We start from the raw sequence: 19,893 nt of genomic DNA on the forward strand, positions 1-19,893 counted from the left end.
GGCCCCGGCGGCCTGCTCTTTTTTGCGGGAGCGGCAACATCGGTTGCCCCGGTCCGGTGAGTCGTCGCACCCTGGCGGCACCGCGAACGGGAGGCTGCACGCATGGCGCACGACCACCATCACGAAGATCATCACCACCCGCACGACCACGCCGACATCGACTGGTCCGAGATGGCCCCGCACCTGGAGGCGCAGGCCGAGCTGTACACGCCGCTGTACCGGCAGGCCCTGTCCTGGCTGGCCGGGGAGGTCACGGAGCCCGGTCTGATCGTCGACGTCGGCAGCGGACCCGGCGTCGTCTCCTCCCTGTTCGCCGACACCTTCCCCGGCGCCCGCGTGGTCGCCGCGGACGGCGCCGCACCGCTCCTGGAGCGGGCCCGCGCCCGCGCCGAGCGGCTCGGGTTCGGCGACCGCTTCGGGACCCTCGCCGGGGACCTGCCCGGCGCACTGGCCGAGCTGGACTACCCCGCCGACCTGATGTGGGCCAGCCAGAGCCTGCACCACCTCCCCGACCAGCGGGCCGCCCTCGCCGCTCTCGGCGGGCACCTCGCGCCCGGCGGCACCCTGGCGATCCTGGAGGGCGGACTGCCCGCCCGGTTCCTGCCCCGTGACATCGGGACCGGACGCCCCGGGCTCCAGGCCAGGATCCGCGCCGTGGAGGAGGACGCGTTCGCCGAGATGCGCGCGGACCTGCCGGACTCCGTGGCCGAGGCCGAGGACTGGCCCGCGATGCTGACGGCCGCCGGACTGGAGCACACCGGCACCCGCAGCTTCCTGCTCGACCTGCCCGCGCCCCTCTCCGAAGCGGCCCGCGACTACGTCACCACGTCACTGTCCCGGCTGCGCGAGCGGATCGGCGAGCGCCTCGACGCCGAGGACCGCGCCACCCTGGACCGGCTGCTCGATCCCGCCGACGAGGCGGGTGTGCACCGCCGCCAGGATCTGTTCGTACTGGTGGCGCACACCGTCTACACGGCGGTACGGCCGGTCTGAGGCCGACGCTCGCGCTTGACTTCGAGAGCGCTCCAAGTGATGGACTCCCCGCTGTCCGTGAGAGAAGCAGGAACAGACACAGGGGGACTCATGACCGACACACCGGTCACGCTCATCACCGGCGGCGGCAGCGGCATCGGAGCCGCCGTCGCCCGCCGGCTGCTGGACGCGGGGCAGCGGGTGGCCGTCACCGGGCGCGGGGAGGCGAGGCTGCGGGCGTTCAGTGCGGAACTCGGCGATCCCGAGGGCCTGCTGACGATTCGGGGCAGTGCCGCCGAGCACGCACAGGTGGCCTCCGCGGTCGAGGCCACGCTCAAGGAGTTCGGCCGTCTCGACACGGTCGTCGCCAACGCCGGTTTCGCCACCCATGACTCGGTCGCCGAGGGCGACCCCGCGGGCTGGACCGAGATGGTGCTGACCAACGTCCTCGGCCCGGCCCTGCTGATCAGGGCCTCCATCGACGCGCTCAAGGAGAGCCGCGGCCGGATCGTGCTGGTGGGCAGCGTCGCCGGTTTCGTGAACACCCCGGGCAACATCTACGGCGCCACCAAGTGGGCGGTGACCGGTCTCGCCGAGAACACCCGGCGCGAGGTGACGCAGTGGGGCGTGGGCGTGACCCTGATCGCGCCCGGCCGGGTGGAGACCCCGTTCTGGGACGGCACCGGCGGCCTGCCGCCCGGCGAGCTGCTGACCGCCGGGCAGATCGCCGACTCGGTCGTCTGGGCCATGACCCAGCCCGCCGGGGTCGACGTCAACACCGTGGTCGTACGGCCGCTCGGGCAGCCCAACTGAAAACGGACGGAGGGGCTCGGCCGAGTACGCGGCCGAGCCCCTCCGTCCGTGCGTGCCGCTCAGGAGTTGACGTCCGCCGGGTCCGAGCCCAGCCGACGGTCCTCGTTGAGCGCGCTGATCGCCGCGAGGTCCTCGGTGTCCAGGCTGAAGCCGAACACGTCGAGGTTCTCCTTGATCCGGGACGGCGTCACGGACTTCGGGATCACCACGTTGCCCAGCTGGAGGTGCCAGCGCAGCACGACCTGGGCCGGGGTGCGCCCGTGCTTCTGGGCGATCGCCACGATCGCCGGGATGTCCAGGATGCCCTTGCCGGAGCCGAGCGGGGACCAGGCCTCGGTGGCGATGCCCTGCTCCGCGTGCACCTCGCGGGCGGCGTGCTGCTGGAGGTGGGGGTGCAGCTCGATCTGGTTGACGGCCGGGATCACCGACGTCTCGGCGGTCAGCCGCTCCAGGTGCTCCGGCAGGAAGTTGGACACGCCGATGGCGCGGACCCGGCCGTCGGCCAGGAGCTTCTCGAACGCCTTGTAGCTGTCGACGTACTTCTCCCTGGCCGGCATGGGCCAGTGGATCAGGTAGAGGTCGAGGTACTCCAGGCCGAGCTTCGCCATCGAGGCGTCGAAGGCGCGGAGGGTGGAGTCGTACCCCTGGTCGCTGTTCCAGAGCTTGGTGGTGACGAAGAGGTCCTCGCGGGCCAGACCGGAGGCGGCGAGCGCCCTGCCGGTGCCCTCTTCATTGCCGTAGATCGCCGCTGTGTCGATGCTGCGGTACCCGGCCTCCAGGGCCAGGGCGACGGCGGTCTGCGCCTCGTCGTCCGGCACCTGCCAGACGCCGAAGCCCAGCTGGGGCATCTCGACGCCGTTGTTCAGGATGATCGGGGGGACCTTGCTGCTCACGAGCTCTTGATCCTTCGGTTGTGGTCAGGTGGTACTCATATCGTCAACGATCACGAGCCCGGACGCATTCCTGACCGTGGAACTCACGCTGTGTAAAGGGCCTCGACCTCGGTCCCGTAGGCGTTCTCGATGGCCTTGCGCTTCAGCTTCAGCGAGGGCGTCAGCAGCCCGTGCTCCTCGGTGAACGGCTGGGCGAGGATGCGGAAGGTGCGGATCGACTCGGCCTGGGACACCAGCGTGTTGGCGGCGACGACCGCGCGCCGCACCTCCGTCTCCAGGTCGGCGTCGTGCACCAGGTCGGCCGGGGACATCTGCGGCTTGTTGCGCATCGTCAGCCAGTGCTCGACCGCCTCCTGGTCCAGCGTGATCAGGGCGGCGACGTAGGGGCGGTCGTTGCCGACGACGATGCACTGGTTGACCAGCGGATGGTCGCGCACCCGCTCCTCCAGGAGTCCCGGGGAGACGCTCTTGCCGCCGGAGGTCACCAGGATCTCCTTCTTGCGGCCGGTGATGGTGAGGTAGCCGTCCTCGTCCAGGGCGCCGAGGTCGCCGGTGGCCAGCCAGCCGTCGTGCAGGGTCTCGTCGGTGGCCTTGGGGTTGTTCAGGTAGCCCTCGAAGACGTTGTCGCCGTTGAGCCAGATCTCGCCGTCGTCCGCGATGTGCACGGTCATGCCCGGTATCGGCTGCCCGACGGTGCCGTAGCGGGTGCGCTCGGGCGGGTTGGCGGTGGCGGCCGCCGTGGACTCGGTCAGGCCGTAGCCCTCGTAGATCTGCACGCCCGCGCCCGCGAAGAACAGTCCCAGCCGCCGGTCCATCGCCGACCCGCCCGACATGGCGTTGCGGATGCGACCACCCATGGCCGCCCGCACCTTGGCGTAGACGAGCTTGTCGAAGAGCTGGTGCTGCATCCGCAGCCCCGCCGAGGGGCCCGGCCCGATGCCCCAGGCCTTCGCCTCCACCGCCTCGGCGTACTTCACGGCCACGTCCACGGCCTTCTCGAAGGGGCCGGCCTTCCCCTCCTTCTCCGCCTTGCGCCGCGCCGCGTTGAACACCTTCTCGAAGATGTACGGCACCGCGAGGATGAAGGTCGGCCGGAAGGCGGCCAGGTCGGGCAGCAGCGCCGCGGCGTTGAGCTGCGGCTGGTGGCCGAAGCGGACCCGGCCGCGGATCGCCGCGACCTCCACCATCCGGCCGAAGACGTGCGCGAGCGGCAGGAACAGCAGCGTCGCCGCCTCGTCGCCCCGCTTGGAGTGGAACACCGGCTCCCAGCGCGCGATGACGGTGTCCGCCTCGTACATGAAGTTGCCGTGGGTCAGCACACAGCCCTTGGGGCGGCCGGTCGTGCCCGAGGTGTAGATGACGGTGGCGACCGATTCCGGTGTGACCGCCTTGCGGTGCCGGTGGACCACCTCGTCGTCGAGGTGCGCGCCCGCGTCGTACAGCTCCTGCACGGCTCCGGAGTCCAGCTGCCACAGACCGCGCAGGTGCGGCAGCCGGTCGATGACGGTGGCGATCGTCATGGCGTGGTCCTCGTGCTCCACGACCGCGGCCGTCACCTCGGCGTCGTAGAGCATCCACATGCACTGCTCGGCCGAGGAGGTCGGGTAGATCGGCACCACCTGGGCGCCGATCGTCCACAGGGCGAAGTCGAACAGGGTCCACTCGTAGCGGGTGCGGGACATGATGGCGACCCGGTCGCCGAAGCGGATGCCCTGGGCCAGCAGCCCCTTGGCGAGGGCCAGCACCTCGTCGCGGAAGGCACCGGCGGTGACGTCCCGCCACTGCCCGGCCTCGTCCTTGCGGCCGAGCGCGATGTGCCGCGGATCCTCCCGGGCATGCTCGAAGACGACGTCGGCCAGACCGCCCACCGGTGGTGCCAACGTCAACGGAGGACTGGTGAACTCGCGCAAACCCCGCTCCCCGCTTTTCGATCCCCGCTTTTCGATGTCGCCCCCGCACAGCGCGGTGAAAGCTACCCCACCCGGCGCGGGGACGGGAGGGGCGGCAAAATCGAACAGGGCTCATGTTCGCGCTGGTCAGCGAGAGGAAATGCGCTCACATGGGGAAGGGTCGGACAGTTTCCTGACGGTTGAGTAAGTTTCGGTGCCGTAATCTCCACCGAATCTGTACGACCCGCCTACCGCCGGTACGGCGGTGCCGGAACGGCCTCCTCCTCTTTCAGCGCGGGCGGCGCGGAATCCGTCACACCGGCATTCCGGCCGCCGCGATCGGCCCTCACCAGCAGGAGCACCAGCACCCCGGCGACCGCCGCGACCGCGCCCGCGGCCACCGCGGCCGCGTTCAGTCCGGAGGCGAACGAGGCCCGCAGCGCGTGCTCGCCGAACACCCCCCGCAGGGCGCCCGCCGCACCGCCCGCCAGACCGTGCGCCGCGTCGTGCGGAAGCGTGTCCTGCATCCGCGAGGTCAGCACCGTGCCGAACACGGCGATGCCGAGCGCGTACCCGAGCTGGCGGAAGGTGTTGACCGCACCCCCGGCCATGCCGGACCGCTCCGCCGGGACCGCGGCCAGCGCCGCGCCCGCGATGCCGGGCGACACCAGGCCCGTTCCGACGCCCACCAGGAGCAGCCCCGGCACCAGGGCGGACGCCGTGGAACCCGCGTCCAGGAACGCCATGCAGAACTGCCCCGCCGCGATCAGCAGCAGCCCGCCGCCGATGGTCAGCCGGGCCGGCACCCCGTGCAGCAGCCGCCCGCCCGCCGCGGCCACCACGAACGACGCCAGGGACAGCCACACGAACACCAGACCGCCGCGCACCGGGCTCATGCCCAGCATCGTCTGCAGCCATATGGAGGTGTACGCCATCACCCCGAACGCCGCCGCGTTGAAGGCCAGCCCGCCCAGCATCACGCCCGAGAAGGCGGGCCGCAGGAACAGCCGAGGGTCCAGCAGCGGATCGGCGACCCGGCGCTCCACGGCGACGAACGCGCCCAGCGCCACCACCGCGAGCACGAAGGAGACGAGCGTGCCGCCCTCCGTCCACCCGTGCGACCCGGCCCGCACCGCCCCGTACGTCACCGCCCCGGCGAACGCCGCGAACGTGGCCGTACCCGCCCAGTCCACGCGGCGCCCGGCCGCCCCGCGCGACTCCGGCACCACGCGCAGCGTCAGCCAGACCGCCGCCACGCTCACCGGCAGGTTCACCCAGAAGATCCAGCGCCAGCCCGGACCGTCGGTGAGCAGCCCGCCCAGCACCGGACCCACGGCCGCCGCCGCCCCGCTGACCGCACCCCACACCCCGAGCGCCATCGACCGCCGGCGCCCCTGGTAGACCGAGCCGAGCAGCGGCAGCGTGGTGGCGAACATCGCCGCCGCGCCCAGCCCCTGCAGCCCGCGCGCGGCGACCAGCATGCCCGGCCCGGTGGCCAGCCCGCACAGCAGCGACGCCACCGCGAACAGCACCACGCCCACCACGTGCACCCGGCGCCGTCCCAGGACGTCGGCCGCCGCCCCCAGTCCCAGCAGCAGCGCGGCCAGCGCCAGCGCGTAGCCGTCCATCACCCACTGCAGATCGCTCAGCGAGGCGTGCAGCCCCCGGGCCATGTCCGGCAGCGCGACGACCGCGATCGTCACGTCCAGCAACAGCATGAACGTCCCCAGGCACACCGCCGTGAGCGGCCCCCATGTACGCATGTTCCGTCTTCTCTCCCGTGTCGTACGTGATGTCCGTGCCCTCGTACGATGGTGCTCATCCGGACGATCGCACGGGTTCACGGCGACACCGGGACGGAATCCGACAGGAGTGACCGGCATGCGGATGGAATCCGACACCTTCGACGAACTCGACCTGCGTGTGCTGGACGCGCTGGAGGTGAACGGCCGCGCCTCCTTCAGCCGCATCGGGGCGGTACTCGGCGTCTCCGACCAGACCGTCGCCCGCCGCTACCGCAGGCTGTGCGCCGAGGGCGGGCTGCGGGTGGTCGCCGTCCGGGACGCCGAGCGGCTCGGCCAGGACCACTGGACGCTTCGGCTGCGCTGCGTCCCCGACAGCGCACCGGCCATCGCGGACGCCCTCGCCAAGCGCCCCGACACCAACTGGATCGGGCTGGCCGCGGGCGGCACGGAGATCATCTTCGGCACCCGGCCGCGCAGCCCCGGCGACCGGGACGACCTGCTCCTCGGCAAGCTGCCGCGCACCCCGAGCGTGCTGGAGATCCACGCCCACCAGATCCTGCACCGCTTCTACGGCGGACCCAGCGGCTGGCTCCGCAAGTTCGGCGTCCTCAGCGCCGACCAGGTCGCGGCGCTGCGGCCGCAGACCGGCCCGCCCCCGCCCGGACCGGCCCGTATCGACCCCGAGGACGAACCGCTGCTCGACGTCCTGGAACGCGACGGGCGCGCCGGACACCCCGAACTCCAGCGCGCCACCGGCCGCTCCGAGTCCGCGGTCAAGCGCCGCCTGGCCGCGCTGCTCGGCTCCGGCGCCGTGTACATCGACGTGGAGTACCACTCGGAGATCCTCGGATATCCGACCGCCGCCGTCCTGTGGCTCACCACCGGTCCGGCCGCCCTGCACCGGGTCGGCGAGGCGCTCGCCGCACACGACGAGATCGCCCACGCCGCGGCCACCGCGGGCCCGTCCAACATCGTCGCCACCGCGGTCGTCCGCAGCACGGCCGACCTCTACGCCTACCTCAGCGGCCCGCTCGGCCGTCTGGAGGGCGTCCAGCACGTGGAGGCGTCCCCGTATCTGCGCCGGGTCAAGCAGCTCACCTATCCGCGGCCCGTGCGCTGAGGCCGGTGCAGCCGGTCGCCGCCCGCCAGGATCGCCGCCGCCAGCGCGTCGGCGGCGCCCTGCGCGGAGGGGCGGCGGCGGCCGTGCACCAGCACGAAGTCGACGCCGCCCAGCTCGGGCAGCCCGGCCCGGTCCGGCACCCGTACCAGCCCGGGCGGGACCAGGCCGCGCGAGTGCGCCATCACGCCCAGGCCCGCCCGGGCGGCGGCGATCAGGCCGTTGAGGCTGCCGCTCGTGCACGCGATGTGCCACGCGTGGCCCTCCCGCTGCAGCGCGTCCAGGGCGAGTGCGCGGGTGATGCCGGGCGGCGGGTAGACGATGAGCGGCACCGGGCGGTCCGCATCCAGGCGCAGCCGCTCCGCGCCGATCCACACCAGCCGGTCGCTCCACACCGGCTCGCCGCGCGGGTCCTCGGGCCGCCGCTTGGCGAGCACCAGGTCCAGCTTCCCGGCCGCCAACCGCTCGTGCAGCGTGCCCGACAGCTCGACCGTCAGCTCCAGGTCGACCTCGGGGTGGTCGTGCCGGAAGGCCTCCAGGATCTCCGGCAGCCGGGTCAGCACGAAGTCCTCGGAGGCGCCGAACCGCAGCCGCCCGCGCAGCCGGGTGCCCGTGAAGAAGGCCGTCGCCTGCTCGTGCACCTCCAGGATCCGGCGCGCGAACCCGAGCATCGCCTCCCCGTCCTCCGTCAGCTCCACGGAGTGCGTGTCCCGGCTGAACAGCTGCCGCCCGGTGGCGTCCTCCAGCCGCCGCACGTGCTGGCTCACCGTCGACTGACGCAGCCCGAGCCGCCGGGCGGCCTGAGTGAAGCTCAGCGTCTGGGCCACCGACAGGAAGGTGCGCAGATGCGAGGGGTCGTACATGACCCCAGGCTATCGGTGATCGGAGATCATGATGACAGTCAGAGTGGTATGCCGGATTCCCGATCGCCGGACGGAGGAGCACGATGGAGCGGGGACCCGCGACCCCATCGGAACGAGCGGGAACGAGTAAGCAGCGAGCAAGTGGAGCACCGTGAAACGCCTGCGTTGGCCGCGTTGGATGCCGATCGACCCGTACATCCTGCTGCTGCTCGGCACGGTGGGCCTCGCGGCGCTGCTGCCGGCCCGCGGCACGGGCGCGGACGTTGCCTCCGGCGCCTCCACCGGCGCGATCGCGTTCCTCTTCTTCCTCTACGGCGCCCGGCTCTCCACCCGTGAGGCGATGGACGGCGTACGGCACTGGCGGCTCCACGTCACCGTGCTGGCCTGCACCTTCGTCGTCTTCCCGCTGCTCGGCCTCGCGTCGCGCGGTCTGGTCCCGGTGCTCCTGACCGACCCCCTCCAGCAGGGCCTGCTCTTCCTCACCCTGGTCCCGTCGACCATCCAGTCGTCGATCGCCTTCACCTCCATCGCCCGCGGCAACGTGCCCGCCGCCATCTGCGCCGGGTCCTTCTCCTCGCTGGTCGGCATCGTCGTCACACCGCTGCTGGCCGCCGCCCTGCTGGGCGGCAGCGGGGGCGGGTTCTCCGCCGACTCGGTGGTGAAGATCGTGCTGCAACTGCTGGTGCCGTTCGTGGCCGGGCAACTGCTGCGCCGGTGGATCGGAGGCTTCGTCGCCCGGCACAAGAGGGCGCTCGGGCTCGTCGACCGCGGCTCGATCCTCCTGGTCGTCTACACCGCGTTCAGCGAGGGCATGGTCCAGGGCATCTGGCACCAGGTGAGTCCGGCGCGGCTGGCCGGGCTGCTGGCCGTCCAGGCGGTGCTCCTGGCCGTGATGCTCGCCCTGACCTGGTACGGGGCGAAGGGTCTCGGCTTCGGGCGGGAGGACCGGATCGCGATCCAGTTCGCCGGGTCCAAGAAGTCGCTGGCCGCCGGACTGCCCATGGCGAGCGTGCTGTTCGGCGCCCAGGCCTCGCTGGCGGTGCTGCCGCTGATGCTCTTCCACCAGATGCAGCTGATGGTGTGCGCCGTGATCGCCAAACGCCGGTCGCGCGACCCGGAGGCGCTCGCGTCCGAGGAGCCGGCCGCCCCGGTGCGGACCGCGGTCGGCACCGGCAGCCGTTCCGGCTGAGGCCGCCGCGTTCCGACGCGGTGCCGGTCAGCCGCCCGTGGCCACGCCCGTGCCGGTGTCCGTGGCCGCCTCGTCCACCCGGTCCAGGGGGAGGTGCAGGACGGTGCTCCCAGTGGTGGCGGGCGCGTCACCCGCGGCGATCTCCGCGTCCGTCAGGGCCCTGTTCCACACCCGTACGTCGTCGACGGCGCCGGTGAAGCGGGCCCGGCCGTCCATCCGTTCCCCGATGTGCACCCCGAAGGGCGAGTTCCGGCTGACCGAGCCCGGCACGTCCGCCGCGTCGGCCGCCGCCGAACCGTCGACGAACAGGGTGAGCCGCCCCCCGCCGCGGCGCAGCGTCAGACGGTGCCACCGCCCGTCGTCGTACGCGCGGTCCGTGCGCACCCAGGCCGAGCGCGGGGCCGTCGCGCCGTCGCGCGCGGTGATCAGCCCCTGTACCCGCCCGGCGTCCGGTTCGGCGCGCAGCCACACCTGGGGCTGGGTGGTGCCGATGCCGCCCAGCCACAGCAGCGGCTGCTCCCCGTCGGCCGCCGAGTACCGGAACCACAGCGACGCCGTGAAGTCCCCCTCCCCGAGCGCCAGCCGCCCGTCGTAGGGCAGCCGTACGGCGTCGTCCGCGCCGTCGAACGCGAGCGCGCCGCCCACCGCGCCGTCCGCGGTCGGCGCGGCCCCGCCGAGCACGGCCGCGGGGGCGGCACCGGCGGCGAGGTCGGGGGTGGTGGGGTCGGGACCCCGGGGCGGAGCGAGCCGGTCCGCGGCGAGGCGGGCGAAGCGGATCTCGTCGCGGGCGTCGGTCTTCCCGCCCTCGTACAGCAGGCCCACGGTGTCGTCGTCGACCGTCACCAGGTCCGAGTAGCCCGACCAGTCCCGGGTGACGACCGTGCCGCGGTCCACGCTGTCCCAGGTCGCGCCGCCGTCCCGGGAGGAGCGGACCGTCATCGTCCGGCGGCGGTCGGGGTCGGCGGGCGCCGACAGCAGGATGCGGTCGCCGAGCCGCAGCACCGCACCCTGCACCTGCGGGGCGTACAGGTCGGGCAGGGCCCGGAACGGGGCCGCGAAACCGTCGCCGCCGTCCCGGCTGAGCGCCTGGGTGCGGTGGCCGAGGTCGGTGCCGTTCTCCTCCCGGCCGCTGACCAGGAGCGCACCGTCCGCGCGTTCGGTGAGGGTCAGTTCGGAGGGCTTCTGCCGGAAGGTGCCGTCGGCGGCGACGGGCCAGGTGTCGGTGGCGCCGGTCCGCCAGTGCTCGCCGCCGTCGTCGCTGACCACGAGGGCCGCGTGGTTGGCGGTGACGCGGGTGCCGTCCCACGTCTCGGCGTTGACGCCGACGACGAGCCGGCCGGGGTGGGCGCCGCCGGTGAGCTGGACGCCGTGCACGGGGCCGGTGGCGTACCAGGAGTTCCAGTCGGGCGGCAGGATCTCGGAGCCCAGGTCGCGGGGCGCGGACCAGGTGCGGCCGTCGTCGTCGCTGTGCTGGAGGTACGGCCTGCGGGCGCAGGGCACCGCGCAGTTGGCGCCGTCGGTGCGGCCCGCGTTGTACGTCTCCAGAAGCAGGACGCGGCCGGTGGCACGGTCGACGACCGGGGCCGGATTGCCGTGGGTGTCGCCGCCGCCGTCGTTGACGACCTGGAGCGGGCCCCAGGTGACTCCGCCGTCGGTGGAGCGCTTGAGGACGACGTCGATGTCACCGGCGTCCCCGCAGTCCAGGACGCGGCCCTCGGCGAAGGCGAGCAGCGTGCCGTCCGTCGTGCGCACGATCGCCGGGATACGGAAGCAGGCGTACCCGCCGGGATCGCGGGCCGCGTCGAAGAGCACCTGCTCCTCGAACCCGGGTGCGCGGTCGCCGGGTCGCGCGTGGGCCGGGAAGGGAGACGACAGGGCGAGCGCGCAGGACGTGGCGAGCGCGAGCCAGAAGGGACGGCGGGTTCGAGGGGGCATGGCGCGGTCTGCCCTTCGGGCGGCTGGTGGAGGGGACCCATTCGTGCGGACATCAGTACAAGAGACACCTTGTGTCCGCGGGGACCGCACCGTCCCCCGCGTGTCGGACACCGACGGGTCGAGGCGGGGCCCCCGGGGCGCAGGGGGCGCTCCCCGCCCGGCAGGGGCCCCGCCGCCGTGCAGCGGGGAGGGCGGGGTCAGCCCTGGGCGACCGCGGCCCGCAGGGCGACCCGGTCCTCACCCGCGTACACGTTCATGGAGCTGCCGCGCAGGAAGCCCACCAGTGTCAGACCGGTCTCGGCGGCCAGGTCCACGGCCAGCGAGGACGGCGCGGAGACCGCGGCCAGTACCGGGATGCCCGCCATCACGGCCTTCTGCGCCAGCTCGAAGGAGGCCCGGCCCGACACCAGCAGCACGGAACGGGACAGCGGCAGGTCCCCGTTCTGCAGGGCACGCCCGACCAGTTTGTCGACCGCGTTGTGCCGGCCCACGTCCTCCCGCACGTCCACCAGCTCACCGTCCTCGGTGAACAGTGCCGCCGCGTGCAGCCCGCCGGTCCGGTCGAAGACCCGCTGGGACGCGCGCAGCCGGCCGGGCAGGTCGGCCAGCAGCTCCGGGGTGACGCGGACCGGCGGAGTGTCGGCGATGGGCCAGCGGGCCGTCGTGCGCACCGCGTCCAGGCTCGCCTTGCCGCACAGCCCGCAGGACGAGGTGGTGTAGACGTTCCGCTCCAGGGTGATGTCCGGGACGCGCACGCCGGGGGCCGTCCGTACGTCGACGACGTTGTAGGTGTTGGAGCCGTCGACGGTGGCGCCCGCGCAGTACACGATGTTCTGGAGGTCTCCCTGCTCGGCGAGCACCCCCTCGCTCACCAGGAAGCCCGCCGCCAGCGCGAAGTCGTCGCCGGGGGTGCGCATGGTGATGGCGAGGGGCTTGCCGTTGAGCCGGATCTCCAGCGGTTCCTCGGCGACGAGCGTGTCCGGGCGGGTGGAGACCGCTCCGTCCCTGATGCGGATGACCTTGCGTCGTTCCGTGACTCGTCCCATGTTCGTGCCCCTTGCGCCGGTCGGTGTGCCGGTCAGTCCCGGTTCTGTACGTGCTGGTAGCCGAAGCGGCCCTTGATGCACAGGTTGCCGTGGGTCACCGGATTGTCGTGCGGAGAGGTGACCTTCACGATCTCATTGTCCTGCACATGGAGCGTGAGATTGCAGCCCACACCGCAGTAGGCGCACACCGTCGTCGTCTCCGTCTGCCGCTCCTCGTCCCAGGTGCCCGCCGCCCGCATGTCGTACTCCGACTTGAAGGACAGGGCGCCCGTGGGGCACACCTCGATGCAGTTGCCGCAGTACACGCACGCCGAGTCGGTCAGCGGGCCGTCGTGCTCGACCGAGATCCGGGCGTCGAAGCCGCGGCCGGAGACCGAGATGGCGAAGCTGTTCTGCCACTGGTCGCCGCAGGCGTCCACACACTTGTAGCAGAGGATGCACTTGCCGTAGTCGCGCACGTAGAGGTCGTTGTCGACGCGCGGTTCCTCGTCGACGCGGGCCGCGTCCGGGCCGAAGCGGTCGGGCTTGGCCTCGTACTCCTTGATCCACTGGGCGACCGAGGGGGTCGTGGACAGGTCGACCGAGGAGGCGAGGAGTTCGAGGACGACCTTGCGGCTGTGCCGGGCGCGGTCGGTGTCCGTGCGCACCACCATGCCGGGCTCCGCCTTGCGTGAGCAGGCCGGCGCGAGGGTCCTGGCGCCCTCCACGTCCACCACGCAGACCCGACAGGCGTTCTTCGGGGTGAGCGTGTCGCCCTCGCACAGGGTCGGCACGTCCTTCCCCGCGGCCCGGCAGGCGTCGAGGATCGTGGACCCTTCGGGGACCCGGGCCTCCTGTCCGTCGAGGGTGAACTCCACCAGGCGGCGCGGCACTCCGAGCGGTATCGCGGTCATTCGTACGCCCCCAGACGGTCGATGGCGGATTCCACGGCGTTCCACGCGGTCTGCCCCAGACCGCAGATCGAGGCGTCCCGCATCGCGCGGCCGACCTCGCGCAGGAGGGTGATGTCACCGGCGGCGTCGGCGCCCGTACGGTCGACGATCCGCTGGAGGGCCTCCTCCTGGCGTACGGTGCCGACCCGGCACGGCACGCACTGGCCGCACGACTCGTCGCGGAAGAACTCGGCGATCCGCAGGAGCAGGCGGGGGAGCGGGACCGTGTCGTCGAAGGCCATGACGACGCCGGAGCCCAGGGTCGTGCCCGCCTCGCGGGTGCCTTCGAAGGTGAGCGGGATGTCCAGTTCGTCGGGGCGGACGAAGCCGCCCGCGGCGCCGCCGAGCAGGACCGCGCGGAGGTTGTCGCGGACCCCGGCGAGGGTGAGCAGCTCGCCGAGCGTCGCGCCGAAGGGGAGTTCGTAGACGCCGGGGCGGGCCACCGTGCCGGACACGCAGAACAGCTTCGGGCCGGTGGACGTCGGCGTGCCGATGGCGGCGTACGCCTCGGCGCCCATCGTGAGGATGGGCAGGACGTTGACCAGCGTCTCGACGTTGTTCTCCACCGTGGGTTTGCCGAACAGGCCCTTCTCGACCGGGAACGGCGGCTTGGAGCGGGGCTCGCCGCGGTGGCCCTCGATGGAGTTGAACAGGGCCGTCTCCTCGCCGCAGATGTACGCGCCGGCGCCGCGCCGGATCTCGATGTCGAAGGCGTACCCCTGGCCGAGGACGTCGTCGCCGAGCAGGCCGCGGGTGCGGGCCTGCTCGACGGCGTGGGTGAGGCGGGCCAGCGCGCGGGGGTACTCGCCGCGGAGGTAGAGGTGGCCCCGGTGGGCACCGGTCGCGTAGGCCGCGATCGTCATGGCCTCGACCAGTGCGTACGGGTCGCCCTCCATCAGGACGCGGTCCTTGAAGGTGCCCGGTTCTGATTCGTCGGCGTTGCAGACGAGGTAGTGCGGGTGGTCGGGCTGGGCGGCCGTCGCCTGCCACTTGCGGCCGGTGGGGAAGGCGGCGCCGCCGCGGCCGACCAGGCCGGCGTCGGTGACCTCGCGGATGACGGCGGCGGGGCCGAGGGCGAAGGCGCGGCGGAGGGCGGTGTAGCCGCCGTGGGCGCGGTAGTCGTCGAGGGAGGTGGGGTCCGTGGTGCCGATGCGGTGCAGGAGGGTGAGGGTAGGGGTGCCGGTCTGGGGGACGGCGGTCTCGGGGGCGGGTTCGGTGGGGGCGGATTCGGGGGTGGTGGCCGCCGCGATCGCTTGGGCGGGGGTTGCGGGGGCGCATACCGCCGTCGCGTGGAGGGTGTTTCGCCCCCGCCGCCCCTTCCCTGTCCCGTCCCTGGGGGCTGCGCCCCCGGACCCCCCTTCGGCCTGGACGGCCTCGTCCTCAAGCGCCGGACGGGCTGGAGTGCCCGCCCGGATCGTCAGAGTCGCCGGGGCACGTTCGCACAGGCCCAGGCATGGAGACCGTTCGACCTTCACTCCGCTCTCCGGGCCCAGCCGTGACTCCACCGCCGCGCACAACTCACTCGCGCCCGCCGCCGTGCACGCCAGGTCCGTGCAGACGTGCAGGACCGTGGCCGGGCGGGGGCGGACCGAGAACATGGCGTAGAAGGTGGCCACGCCGTACGCCTCGGCCGGGGGGACGGTCAGGCGGCGGCACACGTAGTCCAGGGCGCCCTCGCTGATCCAGCCGACGCGGTCGTTGAGCGCGTGCAGGGCCGGGAGGAGCTGGTCGCGGCGGTCCCGGGCCGCCCGGCCGCCGCGTGCCCATCTGAGGTCCGCGTCGGAGCGGTCCGCGCCCTCCCAGGAGGACTCGGGCGGGCCGAGCAGGGCGTCCACGGCCGCGCGTTCCTCGTCCGTGGGCTTGCCGTCACCGAAGCGCAGGTCCACCGGTGCTCACCTTCTCGATCCGGATCGCCGAGGCCTTGAACTCCGCCGTCCCGGCGATGGGACAGTTCGCCTCGATGGTCAGCTGGTTGGTGTCCACCTCGTCGGGAAAGTGGAAGCTCATGAAGGCCAGGCCGGGGCGCAGGGCCGTGTCGACCCAGACGGGCGCGAGGAGCGAACCGCGCCGGGAGGTGACCCGGACCTCCTCGCCGACCACGACCCCGTAGCGCTCGGCGTCCTCCGGGCACAGCTCGACGGACTCGCCGCGGCGCAGCGGGGAGGCGTAACCGCCGCTCTGCACCCCCGTGTTGTAGGAGTCGAGGCGGCGTCCCGTGGTCAGCCGGATCGGGTACCGCTCGTCGGTGAGGTCCACCGGCGGGTCGTGCCGGACGAGGCCGAAGGGGGCCCGGTGGCCCCGGTCGGCCGGGTCCGGGGCCCACAACCTGCCGTGCAGGTACGTCGGTTCCAGCTCCTCCGTGCTCGGGCACGGCCACTGGATGCCCTGGTGCTCCTCCAGGCGGGCGTAGGTCATGCCGTGGTGGTCGGGGGAGAGGGAGCGCAGCTCGTTCCAGACCGCCTCGGCGTCGGCGTACTTCCAGTCGTGGCCCAGGCGGGCGGCGAGGTCGCAGAGGATGTCGATGTCCTCGCGGGCCTCGCCGGGCGGGGCCACGGCCCTGCGGACGCGTTGCACCCGTCGTTCGCTGTTGGTGGTGGTGCCCTCGGTCTCCGCCCAGCCCGCCGTCGCCGGGAGGACCACGTCGGCCAGTTCGGCGGTCTTGGTGAGGAAGATGTCCTGGACCACCAGGAAGTCCAGGGCGCGCAGGCGGCGTACCGCCCGGTCGGCGTCCGCCTCCGACTGGGCCGGGTTCTCGCCGATGCAGTAGACGGCGCGGAGCGTGCCCTCGTCCATCGCCTCGAACATCTCCGTCAGGGTGAGGCCGTGGCGCGGCTCGACCACCGTGTCCCACGCCGTCTCGAACTTCCGGCGGACCTCCGGGTCGAGGACGTCCTGGAAGCCGGGCAGGCGGTTGGGGATGGCGCCCATGTCGCCGCCGCCCTGCACGTTGTTCTGCCCGCGCAGGGGTTGCAGCCCGGAGCCGTAGCGGCCGACGTGGCCGGTGAGCAGGGAGAGGTTGATCAGGGCGCGGACGTTGTCCGTGCCGTTGTGGTGCTCGGTGATGCCGAGGGTCCAGCACAGCTGGGCGCGCTCGGCGCGGGCGTAGGCGTGCGCCAGTTCGCGGATGGCGGCGGCCGGTACGCCGGTCACCTTCTCGGCGAGGGAGAGGGTCCAGGGCTCGACCAGGGCCTTGTAGTCGTCGTAGCCCGTCGTCGCGCGTTCGATGAACGCCTCGTTGGCCAGGCCCGCGTGGATGATCTCCCGGCCGACCGCGTGCGCCAGCGGTATGTCCGTGCCGACGTTCGGTCCGAGCCAGCTCTCCGCCCACTCGGCGGTCGAGGTGCGGCGCGGGTCCACCGCGTACATGCGGGCGCCGCCCCGGATGCCCTTCAGCACGTGCTGGAAGAAGATCGGGTGCGCGAAGCGGGCGTTGGAGCCCCACATCACGATGACGTCGGTGTGCTCGATCTCCTCGTAGGAGGAGGTGCCGCCGCCCGAGCCGAAGGCGGCCGACAGGCCCGCCACGCTCGGTGCGTGACAGGTGCGGTTGCAGGAGTCCACGTTGTGGGTGCCCATGACCACCCGGGCGAACTTCTGCGCCACGTAGTTCATCTCGTTGGTCGCCCGCGCGCAGGAGAACATCCCGAACGCGCCGCGCGCCGCCGTAAGGCCCCGGGCCGTGCGGTCCAGGGCCTCCTCCCAGGTCGCCCGGCGGAAGGGCGCCTCGCGCGAGTCCCGGACCAGGGGGTGGGTGAGGCGGGTGTAGGTGTTGGGGGTTCGGTCGCGTTTCCTCATGCGGCGCTCCTCAGCGCGAGCAGGTCCGACAGGGCGTGCACGGTGCGCAGGGTGGGCACCGGGACCCCGGTGATCTCCGCCAGTTCGACGACGGCCGCGAGCAGCACGTCGAGTTCGAGCGGCTTGCCGCGCTCCAGGTCCTGGAGCGTGGAGGTGCGGTGGTCGCCGACCCGTTCGGCGCCCGCGAGCCGGCGTTCGATGGAGACGCCGACCTCGCAGCCGAGGGCCGCGGCGACCGCCAGCGTCTCGGTCATCATGGTCTCGATGACCTCGCGGGTGCCGCCGTGCAGGCACATCTGGCGCATGGTGGCCCGGGCCAGGGCGCTGATCGGGTTGAAGGAGATGTTGCCCAGCAGCTTCAGCCAGATGTCGCCCCGCAGGTCCGGCTCGACCGGGCACTTCAGGCCGCCCGCCCGCATCGCCTCGCTGAGCGCCAGACACCGCGGCGAGACCTCCCGGCCGGGCTCGCCGATCGAGAACCGGGTGCCTTCCACATGCCGTACGACGCCCGGCTGTTCCAGTTCGGTGGCCGCGTACACGACGCAGCCGACGGCCCGTTCGGGCGCGAGCACCGCACTGACCGCGCCGGCCGGGTCGACGCTTTCGAGGCGGCGCCCGTCGTACGGGCCGCCGTGTCGGTGGAAGTACCACCAGGGGATGCCGTTCTGGGCGGCCACGACCGCCGTGGCCGGGTGCAGCAGCGGCTCGATCAGCGGCCCGCACGCCGCGTACGAGTTGGCCTTCAGACCCAGGAACACGTAGTCGACCGGGCCGACTTCGGCCGGGTCGTCGGTGGCGTGCGGACGCGCGGTGAAGTCGCCGCGCGGGCTGCGCACCCGTACTCCGTACTGCCTCATGGCCGCCAGATGCGGTCCACGGGCGATGAGATGCACGTCGGCGCCCGCACGGTGGAGCGCGGCGCCGACGTAGGCGCCGATCGCCCCGGCGCCGAGGACTGCGACTTTCATGGCGGGGGAGCTCCGTTCGGTCGAGGGATACCGAGGAGGAACCGAAAAGTGTCTGTCGACGAAATATTGTCTACAGTATGGAGGTTGGAGCAGCAAGGCTTTGTGCAGCAGTAGTGGTGGTCTGTAGTTGTCCGCTCAACAGTCTTCTCAAGCGCTTTCCGGATGCCTACGGTTGGGGACCCATGAGTCCCCCCGTCGCACCCCCGGGCTGGAGCCGCTGGCTCGTTCCCCCGGCCGCTCTCTCGGTCCACCTCTCCATCGGCCAGGCCTACGCCTGGTCCGTGTTCAAACCGCCCCTGGAGTCCGCGCTCGGCCTCAGCGGCACGCAGAGCGCGCTGCCCTTCCAGCTCGGCATCGTCATGCTCGGGCTCTCGGCCGCGTTCGGCGGCACGCTCGTGGAACGGCACGGGCCGCGCTGGGCGATGACGGTCGCGCTGATCTGCTTCTCGTCCGGCTTCCTGCTCTCCGCGCTTGGCGCGGCGGCCGAGCAGTACTGGCTGATCGTCCTCGGCTACGGCTTCGTCGGCGGCATCGGCCTCGGTATCGGCTACATCTCGCCCGTCTCCACACTGATCAAGTGGTTCCCCGACCGGCCGGGCATGGCCACCGGCATCGCCATCATGGGCTTCGGCGGCGGCGCGCTCATCGCCTCGCCCTGGTCGGCGCAGATGCTGAAGTCCTTCGGCACCGACAACTCGGGGATCGCCCTCGCCTTCCTCGTCCACGGACTGACGTACGCCGTCTTCATGCTCCTCGGTGTGCTGCTGGTCCGGGTGCCGCGGCCCAAGGAGCGGGCCGACGGCCGCCCCGCCCCGCTCGAAGGGGTCCAGGTCTCGGCGCGGTCGGCCATGCGCACCCCGCAGTTCTGGCTGCTGTGGCTCGTGCTCTGCATGAACGTCACGGCCGGCATCGGCATCCTGGAGAAGGCCGCGCCGATGATCACGGACTTCTTCTCCGACACCTCCACGCCGGTGTCCGTGACCGCCGCGGCCGGTTTCGTGGCCCTGCTGTCGGCGGCCAACATGGCGGGCCGGTTCGGCTGGTCCTCCGCCTCCGACCTGATCGGACGCAAGAACATCTACCGCGTGTACCTCGGCGTCGGCGCGCTGATGTACACGCTGATCGCGCTGTTCGGCGACTCCTCCAAACCGCTGTTCGTCCTGTGCGCCCTGGTCGTCGTGTCCTTCTACGGCGGCGGCTTCGCCACGGCCCCCGCCTACCTCAAGGATCTCTTCGGCACCTACCAGGTCGGCGCGATCCACGGGCGGCTGCTCACCGCCTGGTCGCTGGCCGGTGTCCTCGGGCCGCTGATCGTGAACTGGATCGCCGATCACCAGGAGGAGGCCGGACGGCACGGCTCGGCCCTGTACGGCACGTCCTTCCTCATCATGATCGGGCTGCTGGTCGTCGGCTTCGTCGCCAACGAACTCGTCCGCCCCGTCCACGCCCGGCACCACGAACCCGCCACCCCGACGCAGCAGGAGGGCAACGATGTCACCCGACCGCAGCCAGAGTCCGCCTGACGCCGCCGGGACGCCCGACCGGCGGCCGCTGATCGCCTTCACCTGGCTCTGGGTGGGCGCGCCGCTCGCCTACGGTCTCTACGAACTCGTGCGGAAGGCGACCCAGCTCTTCACCGGGTGAGCGCGCGGGCCGGCGGCCCGGGACGGTCGAGGGCGGCTGAGGATGCTGACCGAAGCCGACAAGCCGGGCGCCGGAATCCTGTCGTATCACCT

General features: G+C 72.5%; 16 protein-coding genes. 6 read left to right on the forward strand and 10 right to left on the reverse strand.

Annotated elements, in window-relative coordinates:
* The first annotated feature begins 102 nt into the window (after positions 1–102).
* Positions 103–993 (forward strand): class I SAM-dependent methyltransferase, encoded by an 891-nt coding sequence (locus ACH4D3_RS03590; protein ID WP_398315895.1) that lies wholly within the window; start codon positions 103–105, stop codon positions 991–993.
* Positions 994–1,083: 90 nt separating this feature from the next.
* Positions 1,084–1,785 (forward strand): SDR family oxidoreductase, encoded by a 702-nt coding sequence (locus ACH4D3_RS03595; protein WP_398315897.1) that lies wholly within the window; start codon positions 1,084–1,086, stop codon positions 1,783–1,785.
* 59 nt (positions 1,786–1,844) lie between these two features.
* Here ACH4D3_RS03595 and ACH4D3_RS03600 read toward each other — a convergent pair whose 3' ends face one another.
* From ACH4D3_RS03600 to ACH4D3_RS03610, 3 genes are all read right to left on the reverse strand, one after another.
* The gene (locus tag ACH4D3_RS03600; RefSeq protein WP_398315899.1) at positions 1,845–2,678 is read right to left on the reverse strand and encodes an aldo/keto reductase; all 834 of its coding nucleotides are present in this window, start codon (positions 2,676–2,678) and stop codon (positions 1,845–1,847) included.
* Positions 2,679–2,761: 83 nt separating this feature from the next.
* Positions 2,762–4,588: an AMP-dependent synthetase/ligase gene (locus ACH4D3_RS03605; protein ID WP_398315901.1), complete on the reverse strand. Its 1,827-nt coding sequence runs from the start codon at positions 4,586–4,588 to the stop codon at positions 2,762–2,764.
* 227 nt (positions 4,589–4,815) lie between these two features.
* Complete coding sequence (locus ACH4D3_RS03610; protein WP_398315903.1) at positions 4,816–6,330, reverse strand: MFS transporter; 1,515 nt, start codon at positions 6,328–6,330, stop codon at positions 4,816–4,818.
* Positions 6,331–6,448: 118 nt separating this feature from the next.
* Here ACH4D3_RS03610 and ACH4D3_RS03615 point away from each other — a divergent pair, with 118 nt between their 5' ends.
* The gene (locus ACH4D3_RS03615; protein WP_398315905.1) at positions 6,449–7,432 is read left to right on the forward strand and encodes an Lrp/AsnC family transcriptional regulator; all 984 of its coding nucleotides are present in this window, start codon (positions 6,449–6,451) and stop codon (positions 7,430–7,432) included.
* Here the strand turns inward: ACH4D3_RS03615 and ACH4D3_RS03620 are convergent.
* The gene (locus ACH4D3_RS03620; RefSeq protein WP_398315907.1) at positions 7,411–8,292 is read right to left on the reverse strand and encodes a LysR substrate-binding domain-containing protein; all 882 of its coding nucleotides are present in this window, start codon (positions 8,290–8,292) and stop codon (positions 7,411–7,413) included. The two genes, ACH4D3_RS03615 and ACH4D3_RS03620, sit on opposite strands and share 22 nt — an antisense overlap.
* 151 nt (positions 8,293–8,443) lie before the next feature.
* Between ACH4D3_RS03620 and ACH4D3_RS03625 the strand changes: the two genes are divergently transcribed.
* Entirely contained in the window at positions 8,444–9,481 is a 1,038-nt protein-coding gene (locus tag ACH4D3_RS03625) for a bile acid:sodium symporter family protein (RefSeq protein WP_398315909.1), read from the forward strand.
* 27 nt (positions 9,482–9,508) lie between these two features.
* On the opposite strand, the gene ACH4D3_RS03630 is transcribed toward ACH4D3_RS03625, so the two are convergent.
* The 6 genes from ACH4D3_RS03630 to ACH4D3_RS03655 all read right to left on the reverse strand — a co-directional run bounded on the left by ACH4D3_RS03630 (position 9,509) and on the right by ACH4D3_RS03655 (position 18,157).
* Positions 9,509–11,416: an exo-alpha-sialidase gene (locus tag ACH4D3_RS03630; RefSeq protein ID WP_398315911.1), complete on the reverse strand. Its 1,908-nt coding sequence runs from the start codon at positions 11,414–11,416 to the stop codon at positions 9,509–9,511.
* 197 nt (positions 11,417–11,613) lie between these two features.
* Complete coding sequence (gene fdhD / locus ACH4D3_RS03635) at positions 11,614–12,462, reverse strand: formate dehydrogenase accessory sulfurtransferase FdhD (protein WP_398315913.1); 849 nt, start codon at positions 12,460–12,462, stop codon at positions 11,614–11,616.
* A 32-nt stretch (positions 12,463–12,494) separates the two neighbouring features.
* A complete protein-coding gene (locus tag ACH4D3_RS03640) occupies positions 12,495–13,355 on the reverse strand; it encodes a 2Fe-2S iron-sulfur cluster-binding protein (protein ID WP_398315915.1) in 861 nt (286 codons plus the stop codon).
* On the reverse strand, positions 13,352–15,280 hold the full coding sequence (locus ACH4D3_RS03645) for an NAD(P)H-dependent oxidoreductase subunit E (protein WP_398315917.1): 1,929 nt from the start codon (positions 15,278–15,280) through the stop codon (positions 13,352–13,354). The genes ACH4D3_RS03640 and ACH4D3_RS03645 overlap by 4 nt, the downstream gene beginning before the upstream one ends.
* Positions 15,261–17,189 (reverse strand): molybdopterin oxidoreductase family protein, encoded by a 1,929-nt coding sequence (locus ACH4D3_RS03650; protein ID WP_398315919.1) that lies wholly within the window; start codon positions 17,187–17,189, stop codon positions 15,261–15,263. Before ACH4D3_RS03650 ends, ACH4D3_RS03645 begins: the two co-directional genes overlap by 20 nt.
* A complete protein-coding gene (locus tag ACH4D3_RS03655; RefSeq protein ID WP_398315921.1) occupies positions 17,186–18,157 on the reverse strand; it encodes a 2-dehydropantoate 2-reductase in 972 nt (323 codons plus the stop codon). Before ACH4D3_RS03655 ends, ACH4D3_RS03650 begins: the two co-directional genes overlap by 4 nt.
* A gap of 182 nt (positions 18,158–18,339) precedes the next feature.
* Between ACH4D3_RS03655 and ACH4D3_RS03660 the strand changes: the two genes are divergently transcribed.
* Both ACH4D3_RS03660 and ACH4D3_RS03665 read left to right on the forward strand, forming a co-directional pair.
* Positions 18,340–19,680 (forward strand): OFA family MFS transporter, encoded by a 1,341-nt coding sequence (locus tag ACH4D3_RS03660; protein ID WP_398315923.1) that lies wholly within the window; start codon positions 18,340–18,342, stop codon positions 19,678–19,680.
* Positions 19,649–19,801: a hypothetical protein gene (locus ACH4D3_RS03665; protein ID WP_361005129.1), complete on the forward strand. Its 153-nt coding sequence runs from the start codon at positions 19,649–19,651 to the stop codon at positions 19,799–19,801. The genes ACH4D3_RS03660 and ACH4D3_RS03665 overlap by 32 nt, the downstream gene beginning before the upstream one ends.
* Positions 19,802–19,893 lie beyond the last annotated feature (92 nt).

It is taken from the genome of Streptomyces sp. NPDC018026, from assembly GCF_044327745.1.
Lineage (GTDB): Bacteria > Actinomycetota > Actinomycetes > Streptomycetales > Streptomycetaceae > Streptomyces > Streptomyces rubrogriseus.

Excerpts from the sequence above, each read along its gene's own strand:
- ACH4D3_RS03590 (WP_398315895.1), top strand. The coding sequence starts at position 103 with ATGGCGCACGACCACCATCACGAAGATCATCACCACCCGCACGACCAC.
- ACH4D3_RS03595 (WP_398315897.1), top strand. The coding sequence starts at position 1,084 with ATGACCGACACACCGGTCACGCTCATCACCGGCGGCGGCAGCGGCATC.
- ACH4D3_RS03610 (WP_398315903.1), bottom strand. The coding sequence starts at position 6,330 with ATGCGTACATGGGGGCCGCTCACGGCGGTGTGCCTGGGGACGTTCATG.
- ACH4D3_RS03615 (WP_398315905.1), top strand. The coding sequence starts at position 6,449 with ATGCGGATGGAATCCGACACCTTCGACGAACTCGACCTGCGTGTGCTG.
- ACH4D3_RS03620 (WP_398315907.1), bottom strand. The coding sequence starts at position 8,292 with ATGTACGACCCCTCGCATCTGCGCACCTTCCTGTCGGTGGCCCAGACG.
- ACH4D3_RS03630 (WP_398315911.1), bottom strand. The coding sequence starts at position 11,416 with ATGCCCCCTCGAACCCGCCGTCCCTTCTGGCTCGCGCTCGCCACGTCC.
- fdhD (WP_398315913.1), bottom strand. The coding sequence starts at position 12,462 with ATGGGACGAGTCACGGAACGACGCAAGGTCATCCGCATCAGGGACGGA.
- ACH4D3_RS03640 (WP_398315915.1), bottom strand. The coding sequence starts at position 13,355 with ATGACCGCGATACCGCTCGGAGTGCCGCGCCGCCTGGTGGAGTTCACC.
- ACH4D3_RS03650 (WP_398315919.1), bottom strand. The coding sequence starts at position 17,189 with ATGAGGAAACGCGACCGAACCCCCAACACCTACACCCGCCTCACCCAC.
- ACH4D3_RS03655 (WP_398315921.1), bottom strand. The coding sequence starts at position 18,157 with ATGAAAGTCGCAGTCCTCGGCGCCGGGGCGATCGGCGCCTACGTCGGC.
- ACH4D3_RS03660 (WP_398315923.1), top strand. The coding sequence starts at position 18,340 with ATGAGTCCCCCCGTCGCACCCCCGGGCTGGAGCCGCTGGCTCGTTCCC.
- ACH4D3_RS03665 (WP_361005129.1), top strand. The coding sequence starts at position 19,649 with ATGTCACCCGACCGCAGCCAGAGTCCGCCTGACGCCGCCGGGACGCCC.